Raw genomic sequence first — 12,956 nt, 5'->3', positions numbered from 1 at the left:
ATTATTGGATGAATTCTGCTGGTTAAAGTTTGCAGAAATAACACTGTATTTAAATTAAATCTGTCGACACTTTACGTTAACGTAAGGTGTTATTCAACTAATCATAGACGAAACAAATTGAATTGGCGAGAGAGGGACTGGAAAGTTAACTATACAAAAATATAAAACATATACAATCATATAGTTAACAACTTAGGCGGAATTTTTTAACGCTAATTTAAATAATATTATCTGTTAATTGCAGTGGAATGACAGTTAATAAGGCTCGCTGACCTAACGCAACATCGGCATTAGGAAATATAATTGCCTCTCCTTCTACATCGGCGTAGTAACACGTTTCGCCATCCGTTGCGAGTAACTCACCCTTGCTAAAACCCGTAAAATTCTCTGCATCATCAGAAAAAGGAAAAGAAAAATTTTGCGCTGTGCGATTAATTGAGCGATGCACGGCGAACAACTCAAAGTCATTTGCATTAAATTCCTTATATGAAACTTCTTTTTGGCTAATTAATGCAGTTAGCGTGTCGCGCGTTTTAGCAAAGCGGCTCATGTCATTTTCACCAAATGGCTTTACTTGACCCAGCTCCACGGTAAACGAGTCGGCATCATGGACGAATGATGAATAATAGCTAAATGTTGTTGCCGCTGATTTCATCATCAGCACTGTATTTACACCACAACTCAATAAAAATTGCAGTTGTGACTTTTTCCATGGCTTGCCGTGTAAAAATGGATAAACAGCAAACTTGTCATTTTTAGAGCCACGAATGGCAGTGTGTAAATCATAATGACAACGTGCACGGTTTGCCCCACCACGGGTAAAAAAGTCGCTTACATAGTCTTCTAATTTTTTAGCGCGACGACGTTCATCGTTCATTGCAATGCCGTCTACGCTATGGTGACCGTTAAACAAGCGATTAAGGTTTTCTGTGACAAATCGTTTGCCGATATTAATCGACTGCGGATTGCCAAAAATAAACAGTACACGCTGCGCCAACTGTAATTGACCAAGCAAAACTTGCTTAATTAATTGATCGCAAATTTCAATAGGTGCGGTTTCATTACCATGGATGGCACTCGAGAGTACAATATCTTTGCTGCTGTGCACCTGCGGTTGAAACTCTATAACGCCAGTATCATGAACATTCACTTGTGTACCATTCGCTAACATAAACTCACTGGCATCTAAGTGCCATTCGTTAGCACGACTGAGTGTTAGAAAGTCACCCGTTTTTTTTAACTCATTGATATAATTTGTTGTGGCTGACATTGAATCGCCTTTTGTGTGGAGTAAATACAAAAACGGCTGATCAAGTCAGCCGTTTCTTTAACACGTTAATGATTAGCTGATCACTGCATCAACTAATTTTTTAGCTTCTTTTTCAAGTAACGCTAAATGCTCTTCACCTTTGAATGACTCAAGGTAGATTTTATAGATATCTTCAGTACCTGATGGACGGGCAGCAAACCAGCCATTTTCGGTGACTACTTTTAGGCCACCAATCGCAGCGTTGTTACCTGGTGCATGAGTAAGCTTTTGTAAAATAGGCTCTCCAGCTAAGGTATCAGCCGTAACATCTTTAGCACTAAGCGCTTTTAGGCGGTCTTTTTGTGCCGTGCTTGCTGGTGCATCGATACGTTTATATAAAGGCGCACCAAACTCTTGTTCGAGCTCTTTATAAAGTGCTGATGGGGTTTTCCCTGTAACAGCTAAAATTTCGGCGGCTAATAAGCCCATAATAAAGCCGTCTTTATCGGTATTCCAAACCGTTCCGTCAAAACGCAAGAATGATGCCCCTGCACTTTCTTCACCACCAAACGCAAGTGTGCCTGCGCTTAAACCATCAACAAACCATTTAAAGCCAACCGGTACTTCTTGCACTTGACGATTATTACGGGCGACCACTCGGTCGATCATCGCACTTGATACCAGCGTTTTGCCAATCTGTACATCTTTAGACCAATTACGATGATTTAATAAGTAATCAATCGCAACCGCTAAAAAGTGATTCGGGTTCATTAAACCATCGGGTGTAACAATACCATGGCGGTCATAATCAGGGTCGTTACCTATGCTAATATCAAAATCATCTTTTAGGGCAATGAGATTTGCCATTGCATAAGGAGAGGAGCAATCCATGCGGATTTTACCGTCTTTATCAAGCGGCATAAATGCAAAACGCGGATCAACTTGATCATTTACGACCGTTAAGTCTAAATTGAATTTCTTCGCAATAACAGGCCAAAAATTAATTCCTGAGCCACCCAGTGGATCAATACCAATTTTAATATTTGCTTTACTAATAGCCGCAACATCAACCACGTTGATTAAGTCTTCAATGTATGGGGTCATTAAATCTTGGTATTTAATAAAACCAGAACGCGATGCTTTAGCAAATGGAAACAACTCAACTTCAACTAAATCTTCAAGGAGTAATTGATTTGCTCTGTCTTCTATCCATTTCGTTACATCTGTATCAGCTGGGCCGCCATTAGGGGGATTATATTTAAAACCGCCGTCTTCTGGTGGATTATGTGAAGGGGTTACAACAATGCCGTCCGCTAATTCATGCGGATGTAATTTGTTATGGCAAACAACAGCATGGCTAATAACAGGAGTCGGTGTAAAATCATCATTTTCTTGAGTGATCACCTGCACTTCATTTGCAACTAATACTTCAATCGCTGAGTTAAAAGCAGCTTCACTTAATGCGTGGGTATCTTTACCTAAATAAAGCGGGCCAAAAATATTATTTTGCTTACGGTAGTCACAAATTGCTTGAGTAATGGCGAGAATATGTGATTCATTGAATTTCACATCATAAGAACAACCTCTATGCCCTGAGGTACCAAAGGCAACACAATGTTCAGGATTTTGTTCTAAATCTGGCTCATTTAAGTAATAAGCAGACACTAATTTTGGTACATTTACTAAATCTGATTGTGTTGCAGGTTTCCCTGCGCCGGAATGAATCGCCATTACACTTCCTTTATAAGTAGTCTCGAATTTTTTCTGCTTGTTCAGCACTATAACCTAAGCCAAGCGCCACTTCATGCAACATCATTTTCTTACGGGTAGTATTTGAATTAGTCATTACCCAGTATTCACTGTCGGTGATATTTTTTGGATTCATACTACTACCACTGTTGACGAGCGCTTCTTTACTAGTCGCAAAGTAGACACGATCGCGTCCTTGCACATCCAGTACTGCTGAAAAATCAGTTTTATGTGTTCTGTGTAAAGCAGAGAGGATAAACAAAAAGCGGCCAACGACCCCTTTTTGCATCGCTAACTCTTCTTTATTTAGAATATTAAAAACGTTCGCATGTTGATGTGTCAATTGTGTGACTGGCGCTGGCTTTTTATCTTCAACAAGTGGTGTTGTTTTAGATGACGGCCCATCATCTTCGCTTACTGGCATCTCAACAAGCGCAGGGTTTTCTGGTACGACTAAATCATTTTCGTCGTGAATATTTAACAAACGACGTAAAATAGTTGAAGCGCTTTCGCCTATACTTTGTGTATTACTTGCAATGTATTGATATAACTCGTCGTCTATGTCAATTTTTTTCATGTTATTCCTGTCGTTACGGGTCACATTTTTTTTTCCTACCTGATTATACCCAAAGCTGATTTAATTCTCTATGTTTTGCAATTTGTTATTTCACTAGGCAAACTAGGCGCACTTTTTAGAGATATTTTTGGGAACTCTGATGCTGTTAAATTACAAACAACTAGGCCAAGGGCCAGATGTAATTTTGATCCATGGTTTATTTGGTTCATTGGAAAATTTAAATGTTATCGCTAACGCATTAGCTGAAAATTTTACAGTGACCAACATTGACCTTCGTAACCATGGCCGTTCACCACACAGCGAAGAAATGGATTACCCGGTTATGGCACACGATGTGCTAACGTTAATGGCGCATTTAAATATAAATAAAGCACATTTAGTCGGTCATTCAATGGGTGGCAAAGTTGCTATGCAAATTGCGCATTTAAGCCCTGAATTAATTAACAAACTGGTTGTTTTAGACATAGCGCCAGTGGCTTATAAAAGTCGTCATGATGATATTATTGCTGCGTTAAAACTCGTTGAACAGCACGCAGTTAATGACCGTAAACAGGCTGACCAATTGATGCAACAGCTGATCCCTGAACTAGGTGTTCGTCAGTTTTTATTAAAAAGTTATGCTAAAAATGACCAAGGCCAATTGCAATGGCGCTTCAATTTAGCCACTTTGAGTAAAAAATATAGTAATATCCTAACAAATATTAAAGCAAATGATTCTTGTTTATGCGATACTTTATTTATCAAAGGGAACGATTCTGACTATATATTGCCTGAATACCGCGATGCGATCATGGCGCAATTTAGTAATGCAAAAGCAAAAATTATTCATGGTGCTGGTCACTGGTTACATGCGCAGAAACCACAAGCCGTGAATAAGTCTATCAATGATTTTTTAATGGCTTAACAAAGCAAAATTTAATCATGTATTTTTGACTAAGCGCACTAAATAATTGCGATTTTATATGCTATAGTACGCGCCGTTTAATTTAAAGGTTATACGTTGATGGTCAGTCAGTTAATTAACGAATTTGATACCCTTGGGTTGTATTTTGGCTTAGCCGGTGTGTTCTTTTTTATTGGTATGGCTATTCAAGACGTACTTAAAAGAGGTAATGTACCTAAGTTTGGCCGCTATATTGTATGGCTTGTACTATTTTTAGGGTGTTCTGGTTTTATCGCTAAAGGACTTATCCAAGTGTTTTGGCAAGGTGCGGGTGTGGGTTAACCATGGCTAAGTCTGAAACAGATAGAACAACGCTCGATTTATTTGAATACGAAAAGCGCCCCGGCAGACCAAAAACGAATCCCCTTCCGAGGGAGGTTCAGTTAAAGGTAAATAAACGTAATCAAATAAAAAGAGATAAGGCACGTGGTTTAAAACGTGTCGAATTTAAAGTTTCATCGCAGTTGTATCAAGCGTTAAGCGATATGGCCGATGCACAAAATATTAGCCGTAGTGCGCTGATTGAAACTATTTTACAAGAAAGATTGGCTATTGATAGATAAAAGGTTTTAAATCCATGGCAAGTGTAGGTATTTTTTTCGGAAGTGACACAGGTAACACAGAGCACGTAGCTAAAATGATCCAAAAAGAATTGGGTAAAAAGCTTGTTGCTGTACACGATATTGCTAAAAGCTCTAAAGAAGAGATCGCTGAATTTGATTTGATCTTATTTGGTATCCCTACTTGGTATTATGGTGAAGCGCAATGTGATTGGGATGATTTTTTCCCTGAATTAGAAGAAATTGATTTTGATGGTAGACTAGTTGCTATCTTCGGCTGTGGCGATCAAGAAGACTATGCTGAATACTTCCTTGATGCGATGGGTATGATCAATGATATCGTAACTGAGCGTGGCGCCATAGTTGTTGGTCATTGGCCAACTGAAGGGTATGATTTCGAAGCCTCAAAAGGCATGGCTGATGACAACCACTTTGTTGGTTTAGGCATCGATGAAGACCGTCAACCAGAACTGACTGAACAACGTGTTAAAGCATGGTCTGCACAAGTGTATGAAGAAATGTGTTTAAGTGAGCTTGCTGATTAAATGCACTTTATTACTAGAAGTTGTATAAAATAGTGATGTTTTTTTTATGATTTCACTTTTTATAACTAATTCTAGCAATTGATCTTTGCACTTAATGACTAGGCGCGTTATTCTTATCGTTGCTAATGTGTCGTGTACATCTTTGTAAGGTGTCTAGTATAACCAAATATAATTGAGACAGATTTAATGACTGATCATAACTTGGAATTAAAAAAAGCCGGCTTAAAAGTAACTTTGCCGCGTATTAAAATTTTAGAGATTTTACAATCTCCAGATAACCAACACATCAGCGCTGAAGATGTTTATAAAATTCTTTTGGACCTAGGTGAAGAGATTGGCCTTGCCACTGTATACCGCGTACTTAACCAATTTGATGATGCTGGTATTGTTAGCCGTCATCATTTTGAAGGCGGAAAATCTGTGTTTGAACTTTCAGGTAGCACTCACCACGATCACCTCGTTTGTTTAAAGTGCGGTAAAGTGATCGAATTTGAAGATGATATCATTGAAAATCGTCAGCTAGAAATTTCAAAAGAAAATGGTATCAAACTGACTAATCACTCTCTTTACTTATATGGTGAGTGTACTGATACTGCTGCATGTAAAGCGTTTGCTGATAGCCAATAATTTTTTTAGTAGTTAAAAATTAAAAAACCTGCATTAGGCAGGTTTTTTTGTGTCTGTTGCTTTTATCCCTTAACTTTTACAGTTAAGGGATAAACTGACTATTGCTGAGTTTTAGTCCATGAGTCCCGTAAACCAACTGTTTGGTTAAATACAAGCTGTTCAGACTTAGTGTCTCGGCTAAAATAACCAGTACGTTCAAACTGAAAACCTTGCGCCGGTGCTGCATTAGCAAGTGCAGGCTCAAGTTTCGCGTTGCTTAGTACAACCAATGAATCTGGATTTAACGTTGACGAAAAATCTTCTGCGGCAGCAGGGTTTGGCACGTTAAATAGACGATCATATAACCGTACCTCAGCAGTAATTGACTCACTTGCCGAAACCCAATGGATAACGCCCTTCACTTTTCGGCCGTCACTTGGATTTTTGCCCAAAGTCTCTGGATCATAACTACAGAAGATAGTAGTGATCTCACCATTTTCGTCTTTTTCAACACGCTCCGCTTTAATAACGTAGGCGCCACGTAAGCGTACTTCTTTATCAAGTACTAAACGTTTAAACTTATTATTAGCTTCTTCTTTGAAATCTTCACGCTCTATATAAATTTCACGGGTGAACGGTACATCACGACGACCCATGCTTTCATCATTCGGGTGATTGGCAACCGATAATGTTTCAACAGTCTGGGCATCATAGTTTTCAATGATCACTTTAACTGGATCAAGCACAGCCATTGCACGTGGAGCATGTTCGTTTAAGTCTTCACGGATACACGCTTCAAGCATGCCCATTTCAACCATGTTTTCTTGTTTAGTTACACCGATACGAGAACAAAATTCGCGGATAGATGCTGGTGTGTAACCACGACGACGTAAGCCGGCAATCGTTGGCATACGTGGATCATCCCAGCCTTCAACATGCCCATTAACCACTAAGTCATTTAACTTACGCTTAGACATAATTGTGTATTCAAGATTTAAGCGTGAAAACTCAATTTGTTGTGGGTGACATTCAAGGCTGATGTTATCTAATACCCAGTCATATAAACGACGGTTATCTTGAAACTCAAGCGTACACAATGAATGAGTAATGCCTTCCAGCGCATCTGAGATACAGTGCGTAAAGTCATACATTGGGTAGATACACCATTTATCACCGGTTTGATGATGGTGTGCAAATCGAACACGATAAATAATAGGATCACGCAGTACCATAAATGAGCTGGCCATATCTATTTTAGCGCGAAGTACACACTCGCCTTCTTTAAATTCACCTGCACGCATTTTTTCAAATAACGCTAAGTTTTCTGAAGGACTAGTATCACGAGTTGGACTATTCTTACCAGGCTCTTTTAATGTGCCACGATATTCCCGGGCTTGATCTGCCGATAAAAAGCACACATAGGCTAAGCCTTTATTGATAAGCTCTACCGCATAGCCATACAAAGTATCAAAATAATTTGACGAATACTTTATTTCACCATCCCAGTTAAAACCTAACCACTGAACATCTTCTTTGATTGAATTAACGTAGTTAATATCTTCTTTTTCAGGGTTAGTATCATCAAAACGTAGATTACATTTACCACTGTAGTCTTGCGCTATACCAAAATTTAAACAAATAGATTTAGCGTGACCGATATGTAAAAAACCATTTGGCTCAGGTGGAAAACGCGTATGTGTAGACGCATGTTTACCTGATGCTAAGTCTTCATCAATACGGGTTCTTATAAAGTTACTTGGGCGATTCTCAATTTCCGCCATAGGAATACAATCCTCACAATAGTGCATGGTGACAAAACTAAGCCATTATTACAAAAACAAACCTTAACATACAGCAATAGATGCCAGTTTATTAAAGATATTAATTTATTATACTCAAGTGCAAAATTTAACTTGCTCATATACATAAAAACTCTGTGTTAACGCAATAAAACATTCATAGAATCCACTTATAGTGCCAACCAATGTACTTTAGTAAATAAGGGAAGATAATGGCATCAAGTAACCAACATCGCGTTTATATCGCAAGTAATGCACGAGCAAATCACTACTTACTGGTAGAATTTAAACCAAGTGATGAGTTTTACTTGCAATTTAATGATTATATTAATTGTTATAACCGTATAGCCCGTGAACTTTTCTCATTTTGTGATGAATATGAGCTTCATAATGTGCAGATTTTGGCAAATGATAAATTACCCGTGGTTCGCTATCATGATGAGCCCTACTGTTTGCAAACACCAAAGCAAATGCTATTTTTTTACAACCCTAAATACCATGAAAGCCACACCCTTTATGCTGACAGTAATAATCGATGCGACAAAATCCGCTTTTTATTTTTAGCAACTGGGGATGATTTACGCAGTAATGCCGCACATTTTCATAGCCGAGTACAAAAAGCAATTTCATCGCTGCAAGAACATTTACTCAGTGGCGAAGCACAGCTGAAAATTCGTGATCATCAACATTTAACCTATGATTTATTTGCTAAGGCAAAAGGTAATAAAGAAAGTTACGGCTATAAATTACGCAGTATCTACCCACGTTATCAATCACGTCATTGTCAGTTGCCTGAGCAATATAACGATATGACCTATGTAACGTTTTCTATCCCTGTAACGCGAGAAATAAAAACCCAGTTCCAAGCGATGCTCAATGATAAACACTACGATAAATTCTATTGTTATTTATTTGATGCGTTTCAACGTGCTTGTATCAATCGAGATATTACGCGTGGTGCGATGATCGCGGATGGTAGTCGACCTATCGTTCGAAACAGCATGATAGACAAAGTAGCTAGCAACAGTGAACTTCATAAACTGACATTTAACTGTGATGATCAAGCTGTGCAAATGGAGTATGCTTGGCAAGGTGACAAACTTGTCGATATGGTTCATTTTGTCATTGCTGCAGGCAAAATAGATGAACATGATATGGGATTTGGTAAGTTCATGAATAACGTTCACAGCGCTATCAATGAAGTGACTGATGAGTTAGCTTTCAACCCAACCCGCCAAGAACTATTGGTGCGTTTCTTCCAGCACATAAACTATCAATACTAAAGCAATGAAAGGTGACACTCAGTGTCACCTTTAGATTAACGATTTTTTGTTAATTTAGTTAAATCTAAGCGTAACACTTTTGAGCGTCGTTCATAATTGTAGAGCGCTTTTTTCTTCGCGGGTAAATCATCCACAGTGGCAGACTCGAAACTTTGCTCTAAAAACCAATGGATGCTGCGTGTTGTCAAAGCAAATAAGGCACTGTAACCAACACTTTTAGCTTTATTAATAATAAAGCGTAATAAATAACTTCCTCTATCAGCATCGCGATATTGTGGGTGCACAGCCAAGCTCGCAAACTCCCCAACTTGCTCTTCTTCATATGGATACAGGGCTGCACAGGCGATGATCAACCCATCACGCTCTATCACTGTGAATTGTTCAATTTCTATTTCTAATTGCTCTCTTGAGCGGCGCACTAAATAACCTTGCTCTTCAAGCGGTCTAAGTAAATTAATAATACCAGTAATGTCAGAAATTGTTGCGCTGCGCAGTTGCTCAGAACTTTGTGGCGCAATTTGAGTGCCAATCCCATCTAAAGAAAATAGCTCTTGTAGTAAGGCGCCATCTTCTTTATAGCTAACTAAATGACAGCGATGCACACCGCCACGACAAGCATCAATAGCGGCTTGTAAGAAAACGGGCGCACTTGAGCATGAAGAAGCATGCGTTTTATAATGCGTTAATAGTCGCTCTGCTTCATTTGGCATGAGCTCTGCAATGGCTTCGCCATTTTCATCTAAAATACCGGCATCTTGACTAAAACCTAGCATTTTATCTGCTTTTAATTTAAGCGCGACTTGCGTAGCTATTTCTTCGGCCGTTAAGTTAAAACTTTCACCCGTTACCGATGCAGCGATGGGCCCTAATAATACAATGCTGTTGTTATTTAGCTGATGACGGATGCCATCCACGTCGATACGTCTAACGCGGCCTGAATGATGGTAGTCAATCCCCTCGTCTACTCCTAACGGTTGAGCAATAACAAAGTTGCCACTGACCACATTTAAAAATGAGCCGGACATAGGGGTACTGCTCAATGACGTGGACAAACGCGCAGTTATATCAAACTGCATAGCACCGGCAACTTTTTTTATGACATCAAATGTCGCGTTGTCAGTAACTCTAATAGCATTATGAAAGTGACTAGTTATGCCAACATCATCTAAGGCAGCATTAAATTGTGGCCGCGCACCAAAGACTAAAACTATCTTTATACCAAGACTCGTTAGCAAAGCAACATCGTTAATAATACTGCGACAACCTGGTTGGTCAATCGCTTCACCACCAAGCATTACAACGAAGGTTTTACCTCTATGGGCATTAACATAAGGAGTAGACTGGCGAAAACCGTCTACCAACTCTGTGGTACGCACGTCATTATTACCTTTTAGAATTCGAATATTTTTAAGAAATACGAATGAACAATGCACCAGTTTAAAGAATTTAAATTCACAAATAAAGCATTATTATTCGCACCTGTAAATAAAATACTAAATTGCCATACTAGGAAATTGAGAAACAAAAAAGGCCCGCATTAGCGAGCCTTTTTAAAAAGAAAAGAACTGCTTACCAGCCTGTTTTCTCTTTAAGTGCTTTACCGATATCAGCAAGTGAGCGTACAGTTTTTACGCCCGCAGCTTCTAATGCAGCAAATTTCTCATCAGCAGTACCTTTACCACCGGCGATGATTGCGCCAGCGTGACCCATACGCTTACCTTCTGGTGCAGTAACACCAGCAATGTAAGAAACAACAGGCTTAGTAACGTTTGCTTTGATGTACTCTGCAGCTTCTTCTTCTGCAGTACCACCGATTTCACCAATCATTACGATTGCTTCAGTTTGTGGATCTTTTTCGAACATTTCTAGCACGTCGATAAAGTTAGTACCAGGAATTGGATCACCACCAATACCAACACACGTAGACTGACCAAAACCAGCATCAGTAGTTTGTTTAACTGCTTCGTACGTTAAAGTACCAGAGCGTGAAACAATACCTACTTTACCAGGCTTGTGGATGTGACCAGGCATGATACCAATCTTAGTCTCACCAGGAGTGATAACACCTGGACAGTTAGGACCGATCATGCGAGTACCTGTTTGATCTAGCTTAACTTTAACGTCAACCATATCAAGCGTCGGGATACCTTCAGTAATACAAACAATTAGCTCGATGCCAGCATCGATAGCTTCTAAAATTGCATCTTTACAAAAAGGTGCTGGTACGTAGATAACTGATGCAGTTGCGCCAGTTGCTTCTACCGCATCACGTACTGTGTTAAATACTGGAAGACCAAGGTGCATTTGACCGCCTTTACCTGGGCTTACACCACCAACCATTTGTGTACCGTACTCAAGCGCTTGCTCTGAGTGGAAAGTACCTTGGCCACCGGTGAAACCTTGACAGATAACTTTTGTATCTTTATTGATTAATACAGACATTATTTGCCCTCCGCAGCAGCAACAACTTTTTCAGCCGCGTCTGTTAGTGATTCAGCAGCAATGATATCTAGACCAGAGTTCTTAAGAACTTCACGACCTAGTTCAGCGTTAGTACCTTCTAAACGTACAACTACAGGTACGTTTACGCCAACTTCTTTAACTGCACCGATGATGCCTTCAGCGATCATGTCACAACGAACGATACCACCAAAGATGTTAACTAAAACAGCTTTAACGTTGTCATCAGAAAGAATGATTTTGAATGCTTCAGATACACGCTCTTTAGTCGCGCCACCACCAACATCTAGGAAGTTAGCTGGCTTACCGCCGTGTAGGTTTACGATGTCCATAGTACCCATCGCAAGGCCTGCACCGTTAACCATACAACCAACGTTGCCGTCTAATGCAACGTAGTTAAGTTCAAAGCTTGCTGCATGTGCTTCACGTGCATCTTCTTGAGATGGATCGTGGAAATCACGCATTTTAGGTTGACGGTAAAGTGCATTGCCATCGATACCGATTTTGCCGTCAAGACAGTGAAGGTTACCTTCGTCTGTGATCACAAGCGGGTTGATTTCAAGTAGTGCGAAATCGAAATCAGTGAACATTTGACCAAGACCCATGAAGATCTTAACAAACTGTTTCATTTGCGTTGGGTTAAGACCCAATTTGAAACCTAGTTCACGTGCTTGGTAAGCTTGTGGACCAACTAATGGATCGATCTCAGCTTTGTGGATAAGCTCTGGTGTTTCTTCAGCAACAGTTTCAATTTCAACACCGCCTTCAGTAGACGCCATGAAAACAACTTTGCGAGATGCACGGTCAACAACTGCACCTAAGTACAATTCGTTGGCGATATCAGTACAGCTTTCTACTAAAATTTTAGCAACTGGCTGACCATTTTCGTCTGTTTGGTAAGTAACTAGGTTTTTACCTAACCAGTTAGCTGCAAACGCTTTAACTTCGTCGATAGTTTTAACTAGCTTTACACCGCCAGCTTTACCACGTCCACCTGCGTGAACCTGAGTTTTAACAACCCACATATCACCGCCGATTTTCTCAGCAGCTGCTGCAGCTTCTTCAGGTGTATCGCACGCGAAACCTTGAGAAACTGGTAAACCATATTCGGCAAAAAGTTGTTTTGCCTGATACTCATGCAAATTCATGATGCTTTATCCAATTTTTTATACTAAAAGAGCTGAC

The 12,956-nt window shown here is 39.6% G+C and carries 13 protein-coding genes; 6 read left to right on the top strand and 7 right to left on the bottom strand.

Translation table 11 applies throughout. The features are described from left to right. Positions 1–217 precede the first annotated feature (217 nt). The 3 genes from astE to seqA form a co-directional block, all read right to left on the bottom strand. Positions 218–1,270 (bottom strand): succinylglutamate desuccinylase, encoded by a 1,053-nt coding sequence (astE, locus tag A7968_RS08570; RefSeq protein ID WP_064666165.1) that lies wholly within the window; start codon positions 1,268–1,270, stop codon positions 218–220. 72 nt (positions 1,271–1,342) lie between these two features. Continuing rightward, complete coding sequence (gene pgm / locus A7968_RS08565; protein ID WP_064666164.1) at positions 1,343–2,980, bottom strand: phosphoglucomutase (alpha-D-glucose-1,6-bisphosphate-dependent); 1,638 nt, start codon at positions 2,978–2,980, stop codon at positions 1,343–1,345. A 10-nt stretch (positions 2,981–2,990) separates the two neighbouring features. Next, positions 2,991–3,575 carry a replication initiation negative regulator SeqA gene (gene seqA, locus A7968_RS08560; RefSeq protein ID WP_064666163.1) on the bottom strand — a complete coding sequence of 195 codons (585 nt, stop codon included), beginning with the start codon at positions 3,573–3,575 and terminating at the stop codon, positions 2,991–2,993. A gap of 139 nt (positions 3,576–3,714) precedes the next feature. Here seqA and A7968_RS08555 point away from each other — a divergent pair, with 139 nt between their 5' ends. The 5 genes from A7968_RS08555 to fur all read left to right on the top strand — a co-directional run bounded on the left by A7968_RS08555 (position 3,715) and on the right by fur (position 6,250). Then, positions 3,715–4,479 (top strand): alpha/beta fold hydrolase, encoded by a 765-nt coding sequence (locus tag A7968_RS08555; RefSeq protein ID WP_064666162.1) that lies wholly within the window; start codon positions 3,715–3,717, stop codon positions 4,477–4,479. A 99-nt stretch (positions 4,480–4,578) separates the two neighbouring features. Next, the gene (locus A7968_RS08550; RefSeq protein WP_064666161.1) at positions 4,579–4,800 is read left to right on the top strand and encodes a DUF2788 domain-containing protein; all 222 of its coding nucleotides are present in this window, start codon (positions 4,579–4,581) and stop codon (positions 4,798–4,800) included. 2 nt (positions 4,801–4,802) lie between these two features. Beyond that, positions 4,803–5,081 (top strand): LexA regulated protein, encoded by a 279-nt coding sequence (gene ybfE, locus A7968_RS08545; protein ID WP_016709654.1) that lies wholly within the window; start codon positions 4,803–4,805, stop codon positions 5,079–5,081. A 14-nt stretch (positions 5,082–5,095) separates the two neighbouring features. Beyond that, positions 5,096–5,623, top strand: coding sequence for a flavodoxin FldA (gene fldA, locus A7968_RS08540; RefSeq protein WP_064666160.1), 528 nt, complete (start codon positions 5,096–5,098; stop codon positions 5,621–5,623). 186 nt (positions 5,624–5,809) lie between these two features. Continuing rightward, on the top strand, positions 5,810–6,250 hold the full coding sequence (gene fur / locus A7968_RS08535) for a ferric iron uptake transcriptional regulator (protein WP_016709652.1): 441 nt from the start codon (positions 5,810–5,812) through the stop codon (positions 6,248–6,250). Positions 6,251–6,348: 98 nt separating this feature from the next. Here fur and glnS read toward each other — a convergent pair whose 3' ends face one another. Continuing rightward, positions 6,349–8,010 carry a glutamine--tRNA ligase gene (gene glnS, locus A7968_RS08530; RefSeq protein WP_064666159.1) on the bottom strand — a complete coding sequence of 554 codons (1,662 nt, stop codon included), beginning with the start codon at positions 8,008–8,010 and terminating at the stop codon, positions 6,349–6,351. A 230-nt stretch (positions 8,011–8,240) separates the two neighbouring features. Between glnS and A7968_RS08525 the strand changes: the two genes are divergently transcribed. Beyond that, positions 8,241–9,311, top strand: a complete 1,071-nt coding sequence (locus A7968_RS08525; protein WP_064666158.1) for a DUF3083 family protein — start codon at positions 8,241–8,243, stop codon at positions 9,309–9,311. A gap of 35 nt (positions 9,312–9,346) precedes the next feature. On the opposite strand, the gene argA is transcribed toward A7968_RS08525, so the two are convergent. The 3 genes from argA to sucC form a co-directional block, all read right to left on the bottom strand. Continuing rightward, positions 9,347–10,687, bottom strand: coding sequence for an amino-acid N-acetyltransferase (argA, locus tag A7968_RS08520; protein WP_064666157.1), 1,341 nt, complete (start codon positions 10,685–10,687; stop codon positions 9,347–9,349). A gap of 193 nt (positions 10,688–10,880) precedes the next feature. Further along, complete coding sequence (gene sucD, locus A7968_RS08515) at positions 10,881–11,753, bottom strand: succinate--CoA ligase subunit alpha (protein WP_064666156.1); 873 nt, start codon at positions 11,751–11,753, stop codon at positions 10,881–10,883. Then, positions 11,753–12,919 carry an ADP-forming succinate--CoA ligase subunit beta gene (gene sucC, locus A7968_RS08510; protein ID WP_016709647.1) on the bottom strand — a complete coding sequence of 389 codons (1,167 nt, stop codon included), beginning with the start codon at positions 12,917–12,919 and terminating at the stop codon, positions 11,753–11,755. Before sucC ends, sucD begins: the two co-directional genes overlap by 1 nt. Positions 12,920–12,956 lie beyond the last annotated feature (37 nt).

The sequence above is a fragment of the Pseudoalteromonas prydzensis genome, from assembly GCF_001661495.1.
Taxonomy (GTDB): domain Bacteria; phylum Pseudomonadota; class Gammaproteobacteria; order Enterobacterales; family Alteromonadaceae; genus Pseudoalteromonas; species Pseudoalteromonas prydzensis.
This window is presented reverse-complemented; position numbering and strand designations above follow the sequence as displayed.

What these genes read in the sequence shown, in the direction of transcription:
- astE (WP_064666165.1), bottom strand. Translation starts at nt 1,270, where the DNA reads ATGTCAGCCACAACAAATTATATCAATGAGTTAAAAAAAACGGGTGAC.
- pgm (WP_064666164.1), bottom strand. Translation starts at nt 2,980, where the DNA reads ATGGCGATTCATTCCGGCGCAGGGAAACCTGCAACACAATCAGATTTA.
- seqA (WP_064666163.1), bottom strand. Translation starts at nt 3,575, where the DNA reads ATGAAAAAAATTGACATAGACGACGAGTTATATCAATACATTGCAAGT.
- A7968_RS08555 (WP_064666162.1), top strand. Translation starts at nt 3,715, where the DNA reads ATGCTGTTAAATTACAAACAACTAGGCCAAGGGCCAGATGTAATTTTG.
- A7968_RS08550 (WP_064666161.1), top strand. Translation starts at nt 4,579, where the DNA reads ATGGTCAGTCAGTTAATTAACGAATTTGATACCCTTGGGTTGTATTTT.
- ybfE (WP_016709654.1), top strand. Translation starts at nt 4,803, where the DNA reads ATGGCTAAGTCTGAAACAGATAGAACAACGCTCGATTTATTTGAATAC.
- fldA (WP_064666160.1), top strand. Translation starts at nt 5,096, where the DNA reads ATGGCAAGTGTAGGTATTTTTTTCGGAAGTGACACAGGTAACACAGAG.
- fur (WP_016709652.1), top strand. Translation starts at nt 5,810, where the DNA reads ATGACTGATCATAACTTGGAATTAAAAAAAGCCGGCTTAAAAGTAACT.
- glnS (WP_064666159.1), bottom strand. Translation starts at nt 8,010, where the DNA reads ATGGCGGAAATTGAGAATCGCCCAAGTAACTTTATAAGAACCCGTATT.
- A7968_RS08525 (WP_064666158.1), top strand. Translation starts at nt 8,241, where the DNA reads ATGGCATCAAGTAACCAACATCGCGTTTATATCGCAAGTAATGCACGA.
- sucD (WP_064666156.1), bottom strand. Translation starts at nt 11,753, where the DNA reads ATGTCTGTATTAATCAATAAAGATACAAAAGTTATCTGTCAAGGTTTC.
- sucC (WP_016709647.1), bottom strand. Translation starts at nt 12,919, where the DNA reads ATGAATTTGCATGAGTATCAGGCAAAACAACTTTTTGCCGAATATGGT.